Raw genomic sequence first — 21401 nt, 5'->3', positions numbered from 1 at the left:
TCACACCCCACCAGCCCCAACCCGATATTAAGTTGAGTGGGGGGGGGTGGGTTTTGTTTATAAGAGACCGGGGGGGTGCCGCGCGGGGGGCCCGCCCCGGGTGCCGGGGGCGGCCCCTCGGTCATGACTCCTGGTCAGACCACGTGGGCCGCGATGATGCGGGCGCACTCGATGGACTCGGTGGTGCCGGTGTCGACCTCGACGTCGTAGACGACGTCCTTGTGCACGACCTCTGCCTGCGAGGCCGCCATCCCCGCCACCCGGTCGCCGCGCGCCACCTCGCGGCCGGCGGCGATCTCCGGGTCGCAGCGCACGCCGACCCAGAGCACCTCCAGGCCCTCCAGGTGTCCGCGCAGGCGCTCCTGGGAGGCGGCGCCGCCGAGGAAGACGTCGTCGATGATGACCCTGGCGCCCGCCCGCGCCATCGCGGCGATCCCCGCCGTCCAGGCGGCCTCCGCCTGGCGGAAGGCGTCACCCACCGAGACCTCGCCGTTCTGCCCCAGCTCCACGCCCGTGCCCGACTGCATCAGGGTCGCCGGCAGTGCCGCGATGAGGTCGTCCACGCCGAGGCTGAGCCAGACCTGGGGCAGGACTGCCTTCAGGCAGCGGGTGATTCCGGTCTTGCCGGAGCTCGATCCGCCGTTGAGAACGATGATCTGTGTCGTCACTTGATCGGCACGCCTTCCAAGGTGATTCGTTCCATCTTCCGGTCATGCGGCCAGTAGTCCGAGACCGCGTAGTGCTGCGCCGCCAGGTTGTCCCAGATGGCCACGTCGCCTTCCTCCCACTGGAACCGGCACTGGAACTCCGGTCGCCAGGCCAGGAGATGGACCATGTCGAGGATCCGGCGGCTCTCCTCGGCGCTCACGCCCTCGATGCGGACGCCGGAGACCTTGTTGGAGAACAGTATCTTCTCACCGGTGAACGGGTGGGTGAGCACGAGCGGGTGGGACTGCGGCGGGTACTTCTCCTGCAGCTGGCGCAGCACGTCCTCGTGGTCGACGAAGGCGGAACGGTAGATCTGCACCCAGTCGTGGACGATCCGGAGCTCCTCCAGCTCCTTCTGCACCGAGTCGCTGAGCGAGTCGAAGGCCTTGCCCATGTTCGCCCAGCAGGTGTCGCCGCCCCGGGGCGGGATCTGAACGGCCCTCAGGATCGACGCGAAGGTCGGCACGGCCCGCCAGTTGAGGTCGCTGTGCCAGGAGTTGAGGTTTCCGGTGACCTTCGCGTCGTGGTAGATGCCGGTGATCTCCGGGTACTCGTGGTACGGCTGGAACGGGGAGATGCCCACCACCGCCGGCTCGTCCTCGGTCCGGAAGGGGTGCACCTCGGTCTTGCCGATCAGCTGCGCCACCTTCGCGAAGGTGTGCCGGTCGAGGTGCTGGCTCTTGAAGAACACCGCCTTGTGCTGCAGCAGCAACTCCATCACGAAGTCGCGGAGTCCGGGGTCGGCCGGGTCCAGCCGGTAGTCGTCGACGACCACCCCGATGTGTGTGCCCAGCTTCTTTCGCGCCATCACTCGTCTCCCGTCTTCGTGGTGAGTGTGTAGGTGTGGACGATCTGCGCCATGCTCAGCTCCACCGCGCGCATGGACTCCCCGACGACCAGGAACCTCCCGCCGTTGGGCCAGACGTTGCCGCTCGCCCGCAGCACCTCGCCCACCGCGGGGAGGTCGGCGGCCAGCACCGCGCCGGGCAGGTCCTCGGGTGCGGTGACCTCGACGACCCGGCCGAGCTTCCTCCCGGGCAACGGCATGTACAGCCATCCGGAGGCGCCCGGTTCCCGGTGGTCCAGCATCGTGGTGGGGGCGGACGGCAGTTCCGAGGGCCTGCCGAGGCAGGCCAGCACCGCTTCCCGCGCCAGGTCGACGCCGAAGACCGTGCGCTGGTGCCAGGAGATGCCGGCGCCGCCGAACCGGTTGCCGATCTCCAGGAAGACCAGCTCGTCCGCGGGGGTGTGGAACAGTTCGAGGTGGATCACGCTGTCCGTCAGCCCCAGGACGCGGACCACCGTCGCGGTGAACTCCCGCATCCGCTCCGCGAGCGCGGGGTCGTCCTCGGTCACCGCGGCCAGCGGGCTGTCCCCGTGCTGGAAGTCGAAGCAGGTGTCCAGGTAGCGGGAGGCGCAGAACCAGCGCAGCGTGCCGTCGCGCACCACCCCGTCGATGTGGTAGATCGCCCCGTCGATGAACTCCTCGGCCTCGTGGCCCGGTTCGATGCCACCCGCCGCGGCGAGGGCCAGCAGCGCGGCGCCTTCGTCGAGGATCCGCACCCCGATGCTCGCGCCCTGGCTGCGCGGCTTGAGCACGACCCGCCCCGTCAACCCGCTCGCGAAGCGCTCCAGTTCGGTGAACGCCGTGTCCGGCCCGACGGCCAGGTGGCGCGGCACCGGCACGCCGGCCTGCGCCAGCACGTGCTTCATCGGCACCTTGTCCCGGCACAGGGTGGCCGTGCGCACGGTCGTGCCGGGTACCCCGAAGTGCTCGCGCAGCCGCGCGGCCGGCAGCGTGGTGTGCTCGTACAGCCCCACGACCGCGGCGGGGGGCCCGAACTCGGCGGCCAGGCCGGCCACCAGGTCACGGATGCGGTCCGCGGCGCGATCGTACGTGTCCAGGTCGTTCGGGTCCGCGTCCGGCAGGTCCAGGACGGCGATCCGGGCGAACCGGGACGCCAGCTCGGCGGGCAGCCGCTCGGCGCTGCCGCGCGCCATCACGGCGGTCACGTGGTCGGCCTCGAAGTCGACGGTGTGGGCCTCCGAGGCGTGGAAGCCGACGTGGACGACGTGCTGCCTGCCCGGCTTCACGGCCGCACCGCGATCGACTCGTGGAGGAACAGCCGCTTGGAGGTGCCGCCCCGCTCCCGGACGTAGCCGACCAGCTTGTCACTGTCGACCATCGCCGGGTGCGACTCGTCGTACTCGATGCACATCACCGCTCCCAACCAGGGCTCCTGGCCCATCGCGTACACGTAGACCGAGCGGGCCTGGAGGGTGTCCACGATCGCCGCCGCCTGCTCGAAGTTGCTGCCCTTGAGGCGGCGGCCCGCGTCCACCCGGCGCTCCAGCCTCTCGGGGAACAGCGGCCCGTACAGCCAGCTGACCGGAGCGCCCACGCTCTCCATCCCGATGAACACGGTGTCCACCGGGCCCACCGCCGCCGCCACCTGGGCGTACAGGTGGGGCGAGACGTTGGTGGAGTCCGCGGCGAACAGCACCCGGGTGCCGTCCAGGTCCAGCAGCCAGCCGCACTTGGTGCGGATCCGGATGTCGCCGTGCTCCCCGAGGAAGGGCAGCGCGGTGATGGCGCCGCCAGGGGTGTCGAGGGAGTCCAGGTCGTCCAGCTCCACCACGTCCGGAAAGCCGAGCACGCCCAGGATCCGCTTCAGGTCCGGGTCCACCAGGCTGGAGTTGGCGGACTTCGCGATGACCACCCGCCCGACCCGGTGCCGGATCTTGAGCAGGGTCTCCAGGAGCATGTGGTCCTGGTGGTTGTGAGTGATCATCACGTAGTCGATGCGCTCGGGCAGGTCGTCGAAGGTGAACCTGCCGTCGCTCCGGTGCTCGTAGCCGCTGTAGCTGACCACCGGGTCGACCAGGAACGTGGTACCCCGGTGCCGCACGAACACGCAGGCGTGGCCGAGGTATTCGATGACGTCCTCGCCACTGCCGTCCGGCCGGGAGCCGGACGGGTCCGGGTCCTCCTCGAAGAAGGACCGGAAGGTCTGCGCGCGCTCGCCCGTCAGGCCGAGGTCCGCGCCGATCCGGTCCAGCTCCTCGGGGGTGAGGCCGCCGCGGAAGACCGCGTCCAGCAGCGGCGAGTCCAGCGGAACGGTCACCAGCAGCTGCTCGGGGGTGTATTCGAGCACGGGCGTGGTGAGGGCGAAGCTCCGGGCGTCCTCGGTGACGCGGGAGAACCGGACCTGCTGCAGGCCGGGGGTGAAGTGGCGGGAGGCGTAGAGCAGCGGCTCGATGAACCGGTAGTCGGGCGTGCGGTTGTCCCGCCCGTAGAACAGCTCCACACGGCCGGCCAGCGGCTCGGGCAGCTTCCGGTACACCGCCTCCGTCGTCGCCCCGGTCAGACCGGGCAGGATCTCCTGCTCCAACTCGTCGATGGCGTCGGCGAGTTCGAGCAGCGGAGCGTACTGCTCGCGGGCGTCCTGGTACCAGTGCTCGATCTTCCCGTACGCGTCCTCACCCTGCTCGTGCACGAACGGGCCGCCCTGGAAGCGGGCCTGCTTCAGCGCGGTGCGGTGCGCCCCGGGATCCTCCAGGTAGGACTCGACGATGCTCCGGTAGTGGTTCTTCAGGTACTTCGCCAGCGTCTGCGGCGGCAGCAGGTACGACCAGGCGTACCACCCGGCCACGGCCGGCTCGGCGATGACGTTCCGCTTCAGGGACAGGGTCACATCAGTCTCCGAGTTCACCGACGTAGTACTGGAAGACGTAGTCCTCCTGCCGGGCGGTGGTCTGCCGCACCCGCAGTCCCGCCCCTCGCAGGTCGAAGGCGTCGAGCAGCAGGGGCGTGTGGCCGAGCAGCACCATCGTGCCGCCCGGGCGCAGCGTGGCCACCAGGCGCGGCAGGATCTCCCGCGCCTGGGCCGTGGAGACCACCTCCGCGTTGAGGAAGCGGCTGAAGAGGATGTCGACGCTGCCGGGCTCCGGCCTGGGGTTCATGGCGTCGCCCTGGTACACCCGCTCCAGACGCCGCTGGGCGAACTCGGCCATCTGCAGGCTCAGGTCCTGGCCGACGGTCCTGATCCGGGCCGGATCGAGGCTCGCGAAGTCGGACAGGAAGCGACCGGTCGAGCAGGCCGGGTCATAGGCGAGGACGTCCTCGGTGAGAGCGCCGAACACCGGGCCGAACAGTTCCCTGGTGTAGCGGCGGATGTGGTCCTCGCCCAGGCTCAGGAAGGCGTCCCGCTCCTCGCTGACCTGCCAGCCGTCGGGCGGGCTGGTCTTCTCCCGCCCCGCTTCCCGCTGCTTGGTGAACGGGTGGACGAGCTCGGTGAGCGGTGTGATCGCCTCGAACGCCACCTGGCGCGCGGACTCGTCCAGCGGGCGGAAGACCACCCGCGCGTCGCCGATCGAGGTGCGGATCGACTCCACCTCGCCGACGACGTTGTACCAGTGCACCCGGCTGCACAGCAGGCCCGGCATGTCCTGGTCCAGGACGTAGTCGGAGATCGTCTTGTACCCGGCGTACCACCGCGCCCCGACCCGGAACACGAAGATCCGCTCGGGCCGGCCGGTGAGCTCCTCCCGCAGACAGTGGCCCCCGGGCTGCTCCCAGCGGGAGAAGTCGCCCGCCCGCAGCTCGGTCCTGGCCTTGATCTCGTCCTCGATGACGGCGGCATCGAGGGGCTTGCCCCGGCACCAGCCCTTCTCGGTGTCCATTCGCTACGCTCCCAGGTGGGTGAGTCGGAGTTCCCTGATGATCGGCCGGTCCGTGGTGCGGACCGCCTCGCCCGTGCCCGCCTCGCCCAGCGACACCCGCAGCCCGGCCAGGATCCGGACGTCGGCGGTGGCGTCCTCCGTCATGGCGTTCAGCCACTCCTGCGGGCTCACCGACCGGGCTTCGCCGAGGCCGAGTTCGTCCCGCAGCTGGTCGGGGTCGTAGGTGCGGTGGACGAGTACCTCACGGGTACCCGCCCCGTCCGAGGCGGCCGCGGACAGCAGGGCGTCCGCGACGTCGGAGACGTGGCAGACCGGGACGAGCCGGTCCAGGCGGGGCAGCATGCCGTGCCGCAGCGACAGCCGCAGCATCTGCGCGAACACGTCCCGCTCCAGGAAGCCGCCCTCCCGGGCGGTGTGCCCGTACACCAGCCCGGCGCGCAGCAGATCGACACCGCAGCGCTCGCCCTCCAGCGCGTCGATGTACGTCTCGGCCACGAACTTCGACTGCGAGTACGGGTCCCGGACCGCGGTCAGCGCCTGCGGGGTCAGCGGGACGAACTGCGGCCCGACCGAGGCCGCGGACAGGAACACGAAGCGCTGCGCGTCCCGGGCGGCGGCCGCCCGCACCAGGCCTCGGGTGGCGGCGACGCTGCCGTTCAACTGCCGCTCCAGCGGCAGAAGATGGTTGACCTGGTAGCCGCAGTGGACCACGGCACCCCAGCGCGCGTCCGCCTCGACGGCACCCTCGGCGATCGCCTCGATGTCCTGGTAGCCGAGGAACTCGACCCCGGCGAAGTCCGCGGGATCCCGCTCGAAGCGCGCACGGTGGCGCGACACCAGCTCCCGCGGGTCGCTGGTGGTGACCACGACGATCCGCCGGCCGCTGCCGAGGAGCCGGTCCAGCACGTGTCCGCCGATGAAACCGCCGGCGCCGGTGACCACCACGGGACGCTGTACCGCGCCCCCCGAGGCCGGGCGCAGGCCCTCAAGCGCCGTCCGGAACGCGGCCAGCTCCGCGGTGACGGCGGCGGCGACCCGTTCCTCGGGCGGGGACTGTGGCGCGGGTGCTTCGAGGCCCGCCTCCGGCCCGTCCGGCGAGTCCGGCGCCCCGGACAGGCCGCGCAGGCCGGTCACGAAATCGTCGACGGTGAAGTCGTAGTTGAGCAGGTCGAACACGGTCTGCACGGCGTCCTCGCCGAAGACCTCGCTCAGCGCCACCTGGATCCGCACCAGCGCGAGCGAGTTCCCGCCCGCGTCGAAGATCGAGACGGCCGGGTCCAGGGCGGTGCCGAGGACCCGTTCGGCGATGGCGCGGACGGTCTCCGTCTCGTCTCCGCCGGCCGGCTCCGGGCTGTCCGCCCGCTGCTCGTCCCGGTGCTCCCGGACCTGCCGCAACAGGTCCCGCAGCGCCGCCCGGTCCGCCTTGCCGTGGTCGGTGACGGGGAGTTCGGGCAGCGCGAGCAGGACGTCCGGCATCTCCCACGGCGGCAGCAGCTCACTCAGCCAGGTCCGCAGCTCCGCCTCGGGCCGGTCCACCGCGGTGTGCGCCATCACCAGCGCGCCGTCCTCGGCCATCAACACCACGGAAGCCTCCAGCAGCTGGGCGAGCCAGCCGCCCAGCCCGGACAGGCCGATCCGGTGGCCGAGGCGCTTGATCTGCTCGTCCATCCGGCCCAGGTAGGACAACTCGCCGTCGTGCAGCTCGACTTCGTCACCCGTGTGGTAGGCGGGTCGGCCGTCGACGGTGGTGAACGGCCCCGGCTCGTCCACGGACCGGCCCTCGTAACCGAGCGCCACCCCGGCGCCCACCATGACCAGCTCGCCCCGGCCGCTCTCGGCGTACGTGCCGCGCTCGGCGTCGTACACCCGGGCGGTGTACCCGTCGATCGGCCGGCCGACCGTGGACGCGAACCGGGACGGCTCGGCGACGCTGAAGCACACCGTCCCCTCGGTCGGGCCGTAGGCGTTCAGCACGCGGCTGTAGCGCAGGGCCGCGCGGAACTCCACCTCGGACAGGGCCTCGCCGGCGAACACGACGGTGCCGATCGCCTTGCGCGCCTCCTCGTCCAGCCGGGCGTACACCGACGGCGGAAGGGTGATGATGTCGCAGCCGTGCTCGCGCAGGTGGCGGCCCACCGCGCCGAGCCACGAACCGCCGTCCCAGCCCGGTACCACCAGCGTCGCGCCCGCGTACAGCGCCACCAGGAGTTCGGCGACGGAGGCGTCGAAGGACAGCGAGGAGAACTGCAGCATCCGGTCGCCGGGGCGCACGCCGAAGAGCCGGGTCTGGGCGCGGCAGAGGTTCTCGACACCGGCGTGGCCGACGTTCACCAGCTTGGGCAGGCCCGTCGAGCCGGAGGTGAAGATGGAGTACGCCACCTGCGCGGCGGGCCACACCTCGGGCACCGCTTGCGGCCCGTGCGCGTCGGCCTGCGCCGCGCAGGCGGCGGCGACCTCGTCGGCCCCGAGCACCCGGCCCGCCGCGCCGTCCCCGCGCAGGACCGCGAGCGAGGCCTCGGTGCAGCAGACGACCAGCCCGGGCGCGGCCACCCGCACGGCCTGCCGCATCCGCTCGGCCGGCAGCGCGGGGTTGAGCGGGGTGTACCCGAGCCCCGACCGCATCACGGCCAGTGCCCAGATCAGGGCGTCGGCGGTGTGCTCACCCACCAGCACGACCCGGCCGCCGTCGGGGCACAGCCGGCGCAGCTGCGCCGCGCGCTCCCGGGTGGCCTCGTCCAGTTCGGCGTACGACCATGTCCGCGCGTCGGACTCCAACGCCACCAGGCCGTCGTTCCGCCCGAGGTGGTGCGCGACGAGCGCAGGCAGATCCACGAAGAACACCCTCTTTCGGCTTGCTGATTCGGAACGCGCGGCCGTGCGGCGGGCACAGCTCACGGACGACTGGTCATCGGCGGGGACACGGGTCACCGCGCGGATTCGGGCGCCCCGTCGCGGACCCCGATCCGCTCCTGGAGTTCGCCGAGGATGCCCGCGACGTTCTCGGACGACAGGAACCTGCTCTTGTACTGGAGCCGGAGCAGCGGCGGGCCCGGCAGCGAGCGGTCCGCGAGGAACTTCACGTCCTCGAACATCCGGGCGCTGCGCACCGGGATCCAGCGCCAGAGCCCGGGCTCCGGGCGCATCAGCGTGGTGTCCGACACGACGATGCGGGGCGTCCGGCAGCGCGCGGCCTCGGCCCCGAACGAGGTGAGGTCCGACAGCGTGAACCGGCCGAGCGAGTCGTAGTGGTTCCTGGTCCGCAGGAAGTGCTCCGGAGTGTAGTCGGATGCCTTCTCGCTGCGCACCACAACCGGTTTGAGCTCCACGAAGTAGCCGCCCTTGCGGGCGAACTCCCAGCGGGACACCGGGAATTGAAGCACCAGTCCGCCGCCGATGGCGCGCAGGACGGTGGCCGTGACGGCACTCAGCAGATCGTCGAAGGACACGCCCCGGCGCAGCGGCAGCCACTGCTCGCCGGAGGCGCCGATCATCGGGATCCCCGGGCGGCCGGGGGCCGGCACCGGTCCGAGCATCCGCTCCACCGCCTCGCGGTCGGCCGGCGCGATCGCCGCGTACTTGGCGAGCTGTGCCGCGTGGTCGCGGTAGCGGGCCTCGATGCGGCGGACGGGTTCGCCTCGCAGGTGGGCGCGCACCGCGGCCAGCACGGCCAGCGCGTCGGCCAGGTCGACGACCAGGTGGTTCAGTTTGACGAAGACGACGAACTCACCGTTCGCGTGCGGCCAGCAGGCGAGGTGCACCGCCTCGTCGAGCCGCAGCGGACGGCTGTTGTGGTACGCCGACACCGCGTCGGCGAGCTGCTCGGGGTCGCCGTCCAGGGGCGTGTCGTGCACCGTGCAGGTCGCGTCCGCCCGGGCCTCGTCGATGCCGAGGAGGTTGGCCAGCGCCCGGGTCAGCCCGATGGAGCGGAGGAACTCCACGATGCCGCCGGGGTCGGCGACACGGTCCGGGTCGGGGGCTCCGATCCAGGCGGCGCAGGGGTTGATGTCACAGTCCAGGTCCAGGTCCCGGAGGAAGCTGAAGATGTCCCGCACACTGGGCGCGTCGGGACGCAGGGAAAGGCCGGGCATCGGTTCTCTCGGATTCGGTGCGTACGGAAGGACACGGTCTTCTCGAAGAGAGGTCGGTTGCGTGCGTGCGAACCGCCTGCCGTCGGCTGCGCCGTGACTGCCCTCGGCATGGCTGGGAGTTTTGTCGATCGGCGTCGGAGTTCTCAAGTGGTGTACAAATCCGGGTGCCGCCGTGCAACTGCGGACGGGCGGCAGTTGCACACCCCGCTTCCCGTGGACTGCGGCGCCGGTGGCCGGCCCTCAGGTCTCCGGCTGCGGTTCGGGGGCGGCCTCCGCCGGGAGGAACGAGCGCTCGCGCAGCCGGAGTTGCTCGTCCGCGGTGTGCTCGACCCGGCGCATGGACCAGCGCAGGATCGGCGGCGCCATCAGGGAGGTGATGATGGCCACCAGCACGACCAGGGTGTAGGTGGTCGCGTTCAGGACGCCGATCCGCAGGCCGACCGTGGCGATGACCAGCTGGATGACGCCGCGGGCGTTCAGGGCGCCGCCCAGGGCGACGGACTCCCAGGGCCCGATCCCGGCGACCCGGGCACCGAGGTAGGCGCCCGCGACCTTCCCGATGACGGCGACCAGCAGGAGCACGACGGCGGACGCCAGGACCATCGGCCGGGTGAGCGCGCCGAGTTCGATCCGCAGGCCCGCCATGGCGAAGAACAGCGGGGCGAACACCGCCAGCACGACGGTGCGCAGCGGGGCCAGGTGGACACGGACGCCACGGGGCCCGGAGCCGATGATCATGCCGGCCAGGAAGGCCCCGAACATGGCCTCCAGGCCGAGTGCCTGGGTCGCCGCGGCGCCGAGCAGGATGAGCGCGGTGGCGCCCGCCGCGACGATGTTGCCGTCGCGGGAGCGCTCGGCGGCCCGCAGGGCGCGCTGGACCAGCGGACGGACGACCAGGAACGCCACGGCCACGGCGAGGGCGGTGGCGGCGAGCGGCGTGGTGACGCTGCCGACGTCGGCGTGGCCGATCGCCATGGCGGAGACCACGGACAGCAGGATCCATCCGGCGGCGTCGTCCACCATGCCGGCGGCGAGGGTGAGTTGGCCGACGTTGCGGTGGATCAGGTGCATGTCCGTGAGGGTCTTGGCGATCACCGGCAGGGCGCTGACGCACAGGGCGACGGCGATGAACAGCGCGAAGGCGAGGCGGTCGATGCCGGGCGGGATCAGGCTGTCCGGCGCCACCCATCCGGCGGCGAAACCGAGGCCCAGCGGCAGCAGCAGGCCGCCGAGCCCGACGCTGAGGGCGGTGGTGCCCCGGCGCCGTACCAGCGCCGGGTCCATCTCCATGCCGGTGATGCCGACCAGCAGGACCACGCCGATCTGACCGAGCGCGTCGAGGAGGTGGAACTGCTCCGCGGAGCGCGGAAGCAGCCAGTTCGCGACCGCGGGGGCCGCGTTGCCCAGGACGGTGGGGCCGAGCAGGATGCCGACGCAGAGCTCACCGGCCACGGCTGGCATCCGGACCCGGGCCGCGAGCCGCCCGCAGGCCGTCGCGAGCAGCACCAGGAGCCCGGCCTGGAGCAGGAAGACGAACAGTTGGTGGGCTGGTAGCGGCGGTACCGGCGCGGCGGCGTACGGCATGGGCGGCGGTCTCCTGGTGTACGGGGCGGAAGTTGACGGTGGTCACCGGCTCTCGGCTGCCGGCCGGGTCCGCGGACCCGATGCGCAGGCCGGGGGGTGCGAGCCGGATCACCGTGCCGGGACGGGCGGGACGGGCGGGACGGGCAGGCCGTGCGGTGGAGGGCGAACCGACGGCCACGGGCGGGTCAGCGGCGCAGGAAGGCCGCGCCGGAACGGACGCCCCAGTGGTAGACGAACAGGCCGACGACCGCCGTGGCGACGGTGTCCCACGGCGCCGGGATCACCCCCGTGCCGCCGAAGGTGCCGAGCCAGGACAGGATCAGCAGCAGCCCCAGGTAGCCGAGCAGCCAGGCACCCGTCCGCAGTTCGGCCAGCAGGTCGAGTCGGCGGTGCCACAGGACGGCGAACAGCAGCACGCTGGCCATCATCATCGGCAGCGCGGTGCGCAGGGTCTGCCAGGAGGCCCAGTAGACCAGTTCGGAGCCGACGACGAAGCCGGCGGGCGCGATCCAGCGCAGGCCACGGACCCAGCCCGCCAACCGCTCGGGCGCGGCCGCCCGGAAGGTGCCGGCCGCCACGGCGCACATCGAGTACGTGAGCAGGGCGAGCACGCCGACCATGCCGATGATCTGCTGCCACCTGCTGGCCGCGAACAGGCACACCATGCTGAGCACGAAGTTCAGCACCATCGCGTTCCTCGGCACGCCGACCCGCTCGTCCAGGACGGCGACCAGCTTGGGCAGTGCGCTGTTCTTGGCCACCGCATAGGTCTCCCGCCCGCCGGCCGCGACCGACACGAACGTCGAGCCCGAGGGCGAGAACACGGCGTCGGCGTAGATGATCGTGGCCAGCCAGCCGAGGTTGAGCAGCTGGGCGAGCTCACCGAAGGGCGAGGAGAAGTTCAGCCCGCCCCATCCCGAGCCGAGCCTGCCTTCCGGCACCGCGAGGATGAAGGCCAGCTGGAGCAGGACGTTCAGGACGACCGAGAGCACGATGGCGGTCAGCACGGCCCGGGGGATGTCCCGGCGGGGGTTGCGGGCCTCGCCGGACAGCTCGATCGGGGTGGCGAAGCCGTTCAGCGCGTAGATGATTCCGGCGCCGGCGATCGCGGTCAGTGTGGCCGACCAGCCCTGCGGTGCGAGCCCGCCGCCGGCGGAGACGTTGCCGGGGTGGAAGCTCGACACCAGCAGGATCACCACGGTGGCCACCGGAACCATCACCTTGACGATGGTGACGGCGAGGTTCAGCCGGGCGAACAGCTTGACCCCGAACCAGTTCAGTGCCACCAGGAGCACCAGCAGCCCGGCGCCGAGCGCCTTGCCGGAGGCGGAGAGGGCGTTGTGCTCGTACACGCCGGGCAGGTAGCGGTTCGCGTACTGCACGACGGCGGTGGCCTCGGTGGCCATCGTGCTGGCCACCGACAGGAGGACGGCCCAGCCGATGAGGGCGCCGGCCAGCCGTCCGTTGGCGAGCAGCGGCCAGCGCACCATGCCGCCCGACTCCGGGGTGCCCGCGCCCAGTTCGATGAGGACCAGCGCGATCAGGGTGAGCGCCGCGCCCGCGATGATCCAGGAGAGGACCACGGCGGGGCCCGCGGCGGCGGCGCCGTAGTAGGCGCCGAACAGCCAGCCGGAGCCGATGATGCCGCCGAAGGCGATTCCGGTCAGGCTCCAGAATCCGAGGCTGCGGTGGAGCCGGTCGGCCTGTCCCGGGTTCGGCGAGGTGGCGGCTTCCGGCGTGGTGGTGACGGTCACGCGGTCACCCCGCGGACCGGCGGCGCGTCGACGTGTCTCGGTGCTCGGGGAGTTCTCACTGCCATCGTGGCCTTCCTGGACTGCGGTCGGGACGGTCGGTGTGCTCGGGTCGGGACGGTCGGGTCAGATGCGGTCGGACCGGGTGCGGTCGGCGACCAGCGCGGCCAGGCGCTCGATTCCCAGCGCGATCCGTTCCGGGGTCAGGACGCTGCAGGAGAGCCTGATCTGGTGACGACCACCGGTGCCCGCGAAGAAGTGGTGCATGGGTGTCCACAGCACGCCGAAACGGCCGGCGGAGTACTCAAGCATCGCGTCGTCCGCGGGGAAGGGCAGCGTGACGACGACGAACATGCCGCCCTGCGGGGTGTTCCACGACACCCCGGCGCCGCGCAGCGGGCCCCGGCTGCCGAAGTGCTCCTCCAGCGCGGCGGTCACGGCCCGCAGGTTCCGGCGGTAGACCTGCGCCTCGCGACCGGTGGCACGCTCCACGCTCAGGCCGTTCTCCAGCAGGAACCCTCCGATGACGGCCTGGGCGACGGTGGAGGTGTTGAGCGTGAGCATGCTCTTGAGCTTGGCGAGCTCGTCGGCGAACAGCGTGCCGCCGGTCACGGGTTGGTCCGCCACCAGATAGGCGACCCGGGCGCCGGCGAAGGCGGTCTTGGCGAAGGACCCGATGTAGACCACACGCCGCCCGGTGTCGCGCGACTTGAGCGTGGGCAGCCGCTCGCCGCCCGCGTGGAACATCGAGTACGGGTTGTCCTCCAGCAGCAGGATGTCCTCCTGCTCCGCCAGCTCCAGCAGTCGGCGCCGGTCGGCCTCCGGCATGCTGACGCCGCTCGGGTTCGCGAAGTCCGGCACCACGTAGCAGGCTCGCGGCCGCAGTCCCTCGGCCCGAGCAGCCCGGATCTTCCTCGCCAGGTCCGCCACGTCGAGGCCGTCCGGCCCCTCGCGCACGGACCGGACCGGCAGGTCGACCAGTCGGCTCGCCCCGAGGAAGCCGACGTACGAGGGGTACGCCGCGAAGACCACGTCACGTTCATCGGTGCGCAGGGCGCGCAGCACCAGGACCATCGCCTCCTGGCACCCCGTGGTCACCAGGACCGACTCGGGGTCGACGGCCAGGCCTTCGTCGATCTCCAGGTGCCGCGCGATCAGGTGGTGGATGAAGCCCTTGGTGCGCCCGTACTGGAAGAAGGTGCGCCGCACGGCCTCGGGGCCGAGTGCCAGGTCCTCGGCCAGGTGGCGTTCGAAGGTGTTCAGGTAGCGGCCGAGCGCGGCGACCTCGTAGAAGCCCTCGTACGGGCGGCCCGCCGCGAAGGAGACCGCGTCCGGGTACCGGCCGGCGATGTCGTTGAGCGTCGTCATGGAGGTGAGCACCGGGTCGCTCACCGAGGAGTGCAGTTCGCCGGGGTCCAGCCGGAGGCCCGCGGGCGCCTCGGCCAGGTCCACCGGAGTGCGGCCGAGGTCCTCGGACGTCCTGGTCATGGAGGTGGTTCCTGTTCTCGTCGTGGGGTCCGCGGGATCAGTCGGCGAGCCCGCGGGCGCGCAGTTCGACCAGCCGCTCAGGCTCTTCGAGGTCGGCCAGCACCTGCTCCCGGTCGTCGCCCACGGCGATGACGTGGCCGTAGCGGGCCAGGAAGGCGACCGGCGGCACGGCCAGCCGGCCGCCGGGGGCGACGGTCACGCCGGTCTCCCGGACGGTCGGGCCGAAGCGGTCCTCGTGCACGATCACCTCGATGGCCTCGCAGAGCTGCTCGGGCGCCAGGAAGCGGACCGCGGCGGTGCGGCGGAACGAGGGCGTGAAGTCGGCCTTGCGGCCGGCGGCGGCGTGGGCCGCGGCGACGGCGGCGTCGGCGCCGGAGGCGAGCCGCCCGAGGTAGGGGATGAGCTCACCGCCGAGCCGGGCGTTGACCTCCACCAGCCGGGGGCCCTTGGGCGTCAGCTTGAACTCGGAGTGGGTCGCGCCGTGGACGAAGCCCAGCGCGCGGTGGATGTCGCGGAGCTGCCCGATCAGCTCCGTGTCCTCAAGCAGCGGGTCGCCGGCGTCCACGTCGTGCCCGGTCTCCACGAAGTACGGCTCGGGCCCGAGGCGCTTGCGGGCCAGGACGGTCGGCGTGACTTCGCCGTCGTGGATGACCGCGTCGACACTGATCTCCGGCCCGGTGAGGAACTCCTCCACGAGCACGTTCCGCTCGTGCCGGGGCAGGCCCAGGAAATCGCCGTCCGCGCCGGCGAAGGCCTCGGTCAGCTGCTGCGGGTCGTCGACCCGCATGACGCCGCAACTGCCGGCCATGGAACGGGGCTTGATGATCACCGGGTAGCCGATCCGGTCGGCCGCGGCGAGGGCCTCGGCGACGGTGCTGACGGTGTGCGAGGCAGGCTGGGGCACGCCGGCGGCGGTGAGGACGGAGCGGGTGGCGGCCTTGTCGCGGCACGCGACGATGGTGTCCGGCGGGCTCCCCGGCAGCCCGAGGTCCTCGGCGAGCCGGGCGCAGAAGAGGACCTGCGACTCGTCGTAGGTGAACGCGCCCACGACCGGCAGCGAGTCCACGACCACTCGGGCGGCCGCGAGCATCGCCTCCGGGTCCCGGGTGTCGACCCGGGTGGCACCGGCGCAGTACGCCAGCTGCCAGCTCGCCTCGGCGGAATCGAGCAGCCAGAGCCGGTAGTGCTTCGACACGGCGGCCAGGATGTACTCGCGGTACGGGCGGTAGCCGCTGCCGACGAGCAGCAGGACGGGGGCGTCCTGAGCCGCGGCGCCGGAGCTGTGCACAGCCTGTTCAGTCATGACCGATTCCTTTGTGCGGGTGCGGGGAGGGCGGCATTCACATCGCGCGGGCCGAAACGGCACAGGAGGCGGCCGAATATGCGAATCGGAGTTTTCGCGAGGCCGGAGGCGGGGCGCTGCGCGATTGTTACCGGCTGGTCGAGAGACTGTCAACGGAGTTCGGAGTGGACGGCGGACGGGCCCGCAGCCCCTCCGCCGCCGCCTGTGCAACCGAGGAAAGTCGCAGTTGCACAGCACCGGACGACCTTGCGCGGCCTCGGGGCTTATGCCATAAAGATCCGGGCGTCGACTCCTGTGCGCCCGTCCAATCGAGGGAGGCCCGGTGTGAAGGATCGAATCCTGCAGATCGTCATCGAGGCGATCGACGACATCAATACCATGCGGGAGGAGAAGATCCCCACCGACAATGTGCTCGACCTGTGCCTCTACGGAAACGACGGGGTATTCGAGTCCATGTATTTGGTGGCTTTTCTGGCGCAGGTCGAGGAAGGCCTTGAGGACGAGTTCGGGGTGGAGGTCACCCTGGCGTCCGAGAAGGCCGTGTCACTCCGGGTGAGTCCGTTCAGCCGGGTCCGCAGGCTGATCGACTTCATCGAGGAGGAACTCCGACCCGTGGACGCGCAGAGCGTCACGGCATGATCATCATGATCACCGGTACCCGGACCGGGGTCGGCCGGGCGCTCGCCGAGCATTTCCTCGACTCCGGCCACGAGGTGGTCGGGTGCGGCAGGAAACCGGCCACCCTCGACCACCCGAAGTACCGGCACTACCAGGTGGATCTCACCGAGACGGACCGGACCAGGGCGATGTTCCGGGAGGTCCGGCAGGAGCACGGCCACCTGGACGCGCTGATCAACAACGCCGGCACCTCGACGATGAACCACTTCATGACGACGCCGGACGAGGTCACCAGGAAGATCTTCGACCTCAACTTCTTCGCCGTCCTGAACTGCTGCCGCGAGGCGGTGAAGCTGCTGCGCAAGTCGGACGAGACGGCCCCCGCGATCCTGAACGTCTCCACGGTCGCGGTGCCCTGGGCGCTCGACGGGCACCTGGCGTACTCGGCCAGCAAGAGCGCGGTCGAACAACTCGTCCGGGTCATGAGCAAGGAACTGGCCGCTTTCGGAATCCGGGTCAACGCACTCGGCCTGCCACCGGTCCGCACCGTCCTCACCCGGACCGTCGCACAGCCGAAGATCGACGCGCTGATTGCCCGCCAGGCGATTCCCCGGATGTGCACGATGTCCGACATCGTCGGCCCGGTCGAATTCCTCATCGGCCGCCGATCGGCGTTCATCACGGGCGAGACCGTCTTTCTCGGGGGAGTGCACTGAATGCGGGACGAACTGGTACGGCGGTTCGAGGAGTTCGGCCGGAAAACCGCACTGATCGACCGGCAGGTCGAATTCGGTTACGATGACCTGCTGGACCGGATCCGGTCCGCCCGGGAAATGCTGCGCGCCCACGGGGTGGCACCACACGATGTGGTGGTCGTGAACGGCGGCTACTCGCCGAACTCGATAGCGGCCCTGTTCGCGCTGTTCCTCAACCGGAACGTCGTCGTGCCCATGGTGACGCTCAACGAGCGGGACCTCGGCACCGTGATGGAACACTGCCGGCCCGGCTTCCTGCTGCGGGCGGGCGCCGGGCTGGAGCTCGACGAACTCGCGCCGCCGCCCGGCGGCACCCCGAGCGTGCTCGACCGGCTCGGTGACGAGGGCGCCGCCGGGCTCGTGCTGCTGAGCAGCGGGAGCACCGGCGCCCCGAAGGTCATCCTGCACAGCCTCGACTCGCTGGTCGCCGAGAAGCTGGAGAGCCGGCCCCGGCGCCGGGCGAGCACGCTCAACATCCTGATGGTCCTGATGTTCGACCACATCGGGGGCCTCAACTCGCTGCTCAGCACGCTCCTGGCGGGCGGGACCGCGGTCCTTCCCGGCCAGCGCACGCCCGAGGAGATCTGCGAGTTGGTCGAGCGTTACCGGATCCGCGTGCTCCCTGCGAGCCCGACCTTCCTCAACCTGATCCTGATGGGCGGCTACCACCGCACCCACGACCTCAGCAGTCTGCGCCTGATCACCTACGGCACCGAGCCGATGTCCGAGGAACTGCTCAAGCGGGTCAACCGGGAGATCCCGGGGGTGCGGCTGCTGCAGACCTTCGGGACCAGCGAGACCGGAATCGCGACCACCACGAGCGAGTCGTCCAGCAGCACCTACTTCAAGATCTCGGACGGCGGCGTCGAGTACCGGATCGTCGACGGCGAACTGCAGCTCAGGAGCCGGACCCAGTTCCTCGGCTACCTGAACTACGCCGACGACTCCCTCACCGAGGACCGCTGGTTCAGGACCGGGGACCTGGTCGAGGAGGGCGCCGACGGCTACCTCCGGATCCGCGGCCGGGCCAAGGAGCTCATCAACGTCGGCGGGGAGAAGCTGCTGCCGCTCGAACTGGAGACCGTCCTGCTGGCCAGCCCGCTGGTCGAGGACTGCGTGGTCTACGGGAGGCCGAACGCCATCACCGGGCAGACGGTGTGCGTGGACGTCAAACCCAGGGGCGAACTGACCCGCGCGGCCGTCCGCAAGCACGTGGTGGAGTTCCTCACCGGCAAGGTCGAGGCGTTCAAGATCCCCTCAAGGATCGGCGTCGTCGACGCCATCGGGATGTCGGACCGCCTCAAGAAGGTGCGGTCGCTCCCGGATTCCGGCACGGCCTGACCGGGCCGCCGACAAGCCTCATTCCAACCGGAGTCCGCCGCCACACCGGCGCGCGACTCCCCCAGTCCGTCCCAGGGAGAAACAAGATGGCACGATCGACGGTGGCGATCATCGGCGGCGGTCCCGCCGGCAGCGTCGCGGCTCTCACTCTGAACAAGCTCGGCCATGACGTCACGGTCTACGAGCGGTCCCGGTTCCCGCGGTACCGGATCGGCGAGTCCCTGCTGCCGGGGACGATGTCCATCCTGAACCGGCTCGGCCTCCAGGAGCGGATCGACGCCGAGAACTTCGTCAAGAAGCCTTCGGCGACCTTCCTCTGGGGGCAGGACCAGGCGCCCTGGACCTTCTCGTTCGCCGCCCCCAAGGTCGCCCCCTGGGTCTTCGACCACGCCATCCAGGTCAAGCGCGAGGTGTTCGACCGGCTCCTGCTGGACGAGGCCCGCGGCCGCGGGGTCACCGTGGTCGAGGAGGCCAACGTGACCGGCGTCGACCTGTCCCGCCCGGACGGCGTCGCCCTGACGGTGCGCCAGGGCGAGGACACCCTGCGGGTCGAGGCCGACTTCGTCATCGACGCCGGCGGGTCGGGCGGACCGCTGGCCCGTCAGCTCGGCGTCCGCCGGTACGACGAGTTCTACAAGAACTTCGCAATCTGGTCGTACTTCAAGAAGAAGGACCCCTTCGAGGGCGACCTGAAGGGCACCACCTACTCGATCACCTTCGAGGACGGCTGGGTCTGGATGATCCCGATGAAGGACGACCTCTACAGCGTCGGACTGGTCGTGGACCGCTCCAAGTCCGCCGCCGTGCGCGAGCTGGGCGCCGAGGAGTTCTACCGGACCACCCTCGCGAAGTGCTCCCAGGCCACCGACCTCCTGGGCGGTGCGGAGCAGGTGGACGAGGTCCGGATCGTGCACGACTGGTCCTACGACGCCTCGCAGTTCTCCGCCGACCGGTACTTCCTCTGCGGCGACGCCGCCTGCTTCACCGACCCGCTGTTCTCCCAGGGCGTGCACCTCGCCTCGCAGTCGGCGGTCTGCGCGGCGGCGGCGATCGACCGGATCACCCGCAACGAGGCGGAGCGCGACGCCGTCCACCAGTGGTACAACCGCACCTACCGCGAGGCCTACGAGCAGTACCACGAGTTCCTGGCGTCCTTCTACACCTTCGCCTCCTTCACCGAGCCGGACTCCGAGTTCTGGCTCAAGCGGCGGATCACCGAGTCCGACGACGAGCGCCTGAGCCGCCAGAAGTGGTTCGAGAAGCTGGTGAACAACAGCGGCCAGGACGATTCCGGGATCACGGTGACCAACTTCCGCGACCGGGCGTCCACGATGATCGCCATCGGCCGCCACCAGCGCCCGGAGCTCAGCGACGAGTTCTCCGAGGAGGAGCTGAACGCCGCCCGGGTGCGCTGGATCGGCGACCTGACCAAGCGGCTCAACAGCATCACCCGGCTCAGCTGGACCGGCGGCAAGGTCGTGCTGAAGCCGCACTACCGGGTCGAGACCCAGAGCTTCCGCCTCGAACAGCGCGAGATCCTGGCCAACCAGGAGGGGCTGGACCTGACCCAGTACCCCATGGACGAGGAGACCCGACAGGTCTTCCAGGACCTCGCGGAGGAGGAGTTCGGCTACCGGGCGCTGGTCAAGCGGCTCGGCGCCGTGGGCCGGCAGGAGATCGCCGCGCAGCTCGTACTCCGGCTCATGGAGTCCGGCCTGCTCACCGGCTACGACCAGGACGGCGCGAAGGTGTTCGTCCAGGGCCGGCTGCACTTCGGCGGCGTCGGCGTCGAGTACGAGGTCTGACACACCGACGACGCGCGGCCTCCCCCGCGCGTGAGTGTCCGAAACGCGTGACCGTCCGCACCGTGCGCCGCGCAGCCACCGTCCGATCGCCGTGCCCCCGCTCCGCCGGGGGCTGCGACCGGGCGGTGGCTGCCGTCGGTCCGCGGCCCCGGGACCCGCACGCCGCACCTGCCACGAGGAGAGACGCATGAAGCACATCGAACTGGGCGGCCTGGAGGTGTCCCGGATCGGCCTGGGCGCGATGGGCATGTCCATGGGCTACACCGGTTCGGGCGGCGACGACGCCGAGTCGATCCGCGCCGTCCACCGGGCGCTCGATCTGGGCGTGACCCTGATCGACACCGCCGAGGCCTACGGTCCCTTCAGCAACGAGGACTTGATCGGCCGGGCGATCCGGGGCCGCCGCGACGAGGTGGTACTGGCGACGAAGTTCGGGCTGGTCTCGCACGCGAACGGCGGCCCGGGGCGGCTCGACAGCAGCCCGGACAACATCCGCGCCGCCGTCGAGGGCTCGCTCCGGCGTCTGGGCACCGACCGCATCGACCTCTACTACCAGCACCGCGTCGACCCGGACACTCCCGTCGAGGACACCGTCGGCGCGCTCGCCGAACTGGTCGCCGAGGGCAAGGTCCGCCACATCGGGCTCTCCGAGGCGGGCGTCGGCACCATCCGCCGCGCCCACGCCGTGCACCCGCTCGCCGCCGTGCAGTCGGAGTACTCGCTGTGGACCCGCGATCCGGAGGCCGCCGTGCTGCCCGTCCTGCGGGAACTGGGGATCGGGTTCGTGGCGTACTCGCCGCTGGGCCACGGCTTCCTCACCGGCCGGGTCCGCTCGACCGCGGACTTCGACCCGAGCGACCTGCGGGCGACCAACCCCCGGTTCCTCGGCGAGAACTTCCACCACAACCAGCGCATCGCCGACGCGGTCGAGGCGGTCGCCGCCGCGGCCGGCGCGACACCGGCCCAGGTGGCCCTGGCCTGGCTGCTCACCCGGGGCGAGGACATCGCGGTCATCCCCGGCACCAGGCGGGCCGCCCGGGTCGCGGAGAACACCGCCGCCGACGCCGTCGATCTGACGCCGGGGCACCTCACCGCACTCGACCGGCTCCCCGCCGCCGCGGGCGATCACCACACGCCCGAGCAGATGGCGGAACTGGGCCGCTGACCCCTGCGGCCCTGCCCGGCTCCCCGGCCGGAAGGCCGGGGCCCGGGGTGCGCCGGCGGGCGCCCTCACCCTGGTCGTCCAGCCCGTTCACGACACCGTTCACCGGCCCGGC

The 21401-nt window shown here is 71.2% G+C and carries 16 protein-coding genes; 5 read left to right on the top strand and 11 right to left on the bottom strand.

What is annotated here, in order from left to right:
• Window positions 1–134: 134 nt before the first annotated feature.
• The 11 genes from cpt to ACFU7Y_RS06205 all read right to left on the bottom strand — a co-directional run bounded on the left by cpt (window position 135) and on the right by ACFU7Y_RS06205 (window position 15605).
• Entirely contained in the window at window positions 135–668 is a 534-nt protein-coding gene (cpt, locus tag ACFU7Y_RS06255) for a chloramphenicol phosphotransferase CPT (protein WP_224275112.1), read from the bottom strand.
• Entirely contained in the window at window positions 665–1516 is an 852-nt protein-coding gene (locus ACFU7Y_RS06250) for a TauD/TfdA dioxygenase family protein (RefSeq protein ID WP_380766616.1), read from the bottom strand. Before ACFU7Y_RS06250 ends, cpt begins: the two co-directional genes overlap by 4 nt.
• Entirely contained in the window at window positions 1516–2802 is a 1287-nt protein-coding gene (locus ACFU7Y_RS06245) for an acetyl-CoA carboxylase biotin carboxylase subunit family protein (protein WP_224275116.1), read from the bottom strand. The genes ACFU7Y_RS06250 and ACFU7Y_RS06245 overlap by 1 nt, the downstream gene beginning before the upstream one ends.
• Window positions 2799–4403 (bottom strand): MBL fold metallo-hydrolase, encoded by a 1605-nt coding sequence (locus tag ACFU7Y_RS06240; protein ID WP_224275118.1) that lies wholly within the window; start codon window positions 4401–4403, stop codon window positions 2799–2801. Before ACFU7Y_RS06240 ends, ACFU7Y_RS06245 begins: the two co-directional genes overlap by 4 nt.
• A 1-nt stretch (window position 4404) precedes the next feature.
• A complete protein-coding gene (locus ACFU7Y_RS06235) occupies window positions 4405–5391 on the bottom strand; it encodes a class I SAM-dependent methyltransferase (protein WP_224275119.1) in 987 nt (328 codons plus the stop codon).
• 3 nt (window positions 5392–5394) lie between these two features.
• Window positions 5395–8223 (bottom strand): AMP-binding protein, encoded by a 2829-nt coding sequence (locus ACFU7Y_RS06230; protein ID WP_380766615.1) that lies wholly within the window; start codon window positions 8221–8223, stop codon window positions 5395–5397.
• Window positions 8224–8315: 92 nt separating this feature from the next.
• Window positions 8316–9479 (bottom strand): hypothetical protein, encoded by a 1164-nt coding sequence (locus ACFU7Y_RS06225; protein ID WP_224273838.1) that lies wholly within the window; start codon window positions 9477–9479, stop codon window positions 8316–8318.
• 240 nt (window positions 9480–9719) lie between these two features.
• A complete protein-coding gene (locus ACFU7Y_RS06220) occupies window positions 9720–11063 on the bottom strand; it encodes a cation:proton antiporter (RefSeq protein WP_224273831.1) in 1344 nt (447 codons plus the stop codon).
• 185 nt (window positions 11064–11248) lie between these two features.
• A complete protein-coding gene (locus tag ACFU7Y_RS06215; RefSeq protein WP_224273824.1) occupies window positions 11249–12817 on the bottom strand; it encodes an APC family permease in 1569 nt (522 codons plus the stop codon).
• Window positions 12818–12940: 123 nt separating this feature from the next.
• On the bottom strand, window positions 12941–14302 hold the full coding sequence (locus ACFU7Y_RS06210) for a PLP-dependent aminotransferase family protein (RefSeq protein ID WP_224273822.1): 1362 nt from the start codon (window positions 14300–14302) through the stop codon (window positions 12941–12943).
• 37 nt (window positions 14303–14339) lie between these two features.
• Window positions 14340–15605, bottom strand: a complete 1266-nt coding sequence (locus tag ACFU7Y_RS06205) for an ATP-grasp domain-containing protein (protein ID WP_380766614.1) — start codon at window positions 15603–15605, stop codon at window positions 14340–14342.
• Window positions 15606–15929: 324 nt separating this feature from the next.
• On the opposite strand from ACFU7Y_RS06205, the gene ACFU7Y_RS06200 reads away from it, so the two are divergent.
• From ACFU7Y_RS06200 to ACFU7Y_RS06180, 5 genes are all read left to right on the top strand, one after another.
• Window positions 15930–16244, top strand: a complete 315-nt coding sequence (locus ACFU7Y_RS06200; protein ID WP_224273819.1) for a hypothetical protein — start codon at window positions 15930–15932, stop codon at window positions 16242–16244.
• Window positions 16241–16939 (top strand): SDR family NAD(P)-dependent oxidoreductase, encoded by a 699-nt coding sequence (locus ACFU7Y_RS06195; protein ID WP_380766613.1) that lies wholly within the window; start codon window positions 16241–16243, stop codon window positions 16937–16939. Before ACFU7Y_RS06200 ends, ACFU7Y_RS06195 begins: the two co-directional genes overlap by 4 nt.
• Window positions 16940–18319 carry a class I adenylate-forming enzyme family protein gene (locus ACFU7Y_RS06190; protein WP_380766612.1) on the top strand — a complete coding sequence of 460 codons (1380 nt, stop codon included), beginning with the start codon at window positions 16940–16942 and terminating at the stop codon, window positions 18317–18319.
• Between the two features lie 86 nt (window positions 18320–18405).
• On the top strand, window positions 18406–20124 hold the full coding sequence (gene cmlS / locus ACFU7Y_RS06185; RefSeq protein ID WP_380766611.1) for a chloramphenicol-biosynthetic FADH2-dependent halogenase CmlS: 1719 nt from the start codon (window positions 18406–18408) through the stop codon (window positions 20122–20124).
• A gap of 187 nt (window positions 20125–20311) precedes the next feature.
• Window positions 20312–21289, top strand: coding sequence for an aldo/keto reductase (locus ACFU7Y_RS06180; protein ID WP_224273812.1), 978 nt, complete (start codon window positions 20312–20314; stop codon window positions 21287–21289).
• Window positions 21290–21401: the final 112 nt, after the last annotated feature.

The organism is Kitasatospora sp. NPDC057542 (assembly GCF_042801945.1).
Lineage (GTDB): Bacteria > Actinomycetota > Actinomycetes > Streptomycetales > Streptomycetaceae > Kitasatospora.
This window is presented reverse-complemented; position numbering and strand designations above follow the sequence as displayed.

Excerpts from the sequence above, each read along its gene's own strand:
- ACFU7Y_RS06235 (WP_224275119.1), bottom strand. The coding sequence starts at position 5,391 with ATGGACACCGAGAAGGGCTGGTGCCGGGGCAAGCCCCTCGATGCCGCC.
- ACFU7Y_RS06195 (WP_380766613.1), top strand. The coding sequence starts at position 16,241 with ATGATCATCATGATCACCGGTACCCGGACCGGGGTCGGCCGGGCGCTC.
- ACFU7Y_RS06205 (WP_380766614.1), bottom strand. The coding sequence starts at position 15,605 with ATGACTGAACAGGCTGTGCACAGCTCCGGCGCCGCGGCTCAGGACGCC.
- ACFU7Y_RS06225 (WP_224273838.1), bottom strand. The coding sequence starts at position 9,479 with ATGCCCGGCCTTTCCCTGCGTCCCGACGCGCCCAGTGTGCGGGACATC.
- cmlS (WP_380766611.1), top strand. The coding sequence starts at position 18,406 with ATGGCACGATCGACGGTGGCGATCATCGGCGGCGGTCCCGCCGGCAGC.
- ACFU7Y_RS06220 (WP_224273831.1), bottom strand. The coding sequence starts at position 11,063 with ATGCCGTACGCCGCCGCGCCGGTACCGCCGCTACCAGCCCACCAACTG.
- ACFU7Y_RS06250 (WP_380766616.1), bottom strand. The coding sequence starts at position 1,516 with ATGGCGCGAAAGAAGCTGGGCACACACATCGGGGTGGTCGTCGACGAC.
- ACFU7Y_RS06180 (WP_224273812.1), top strand. The coding sequence starts at position 20,312 with ATGAAGCACATCGAACTGGGCGGCCTGGAGGTGTCCCGGATCGGCCTG.
- ACFU7Y_RS06210 (WP_224273822.1), bottom strand. The coding sequence starts at position 14,302 with ATGACCAGGACGTCCGAGGACCTCGGCCGCACTCCGGTGGACCTGGCC.
- ACFU7Y_RS06190 (WP_380766612.1), top strand. The coding sequence starts at position 16,940 with ATGCGGGACGAACTGGTACGGCGGTTCGAGGAGTTCGGCCGGAAAACC.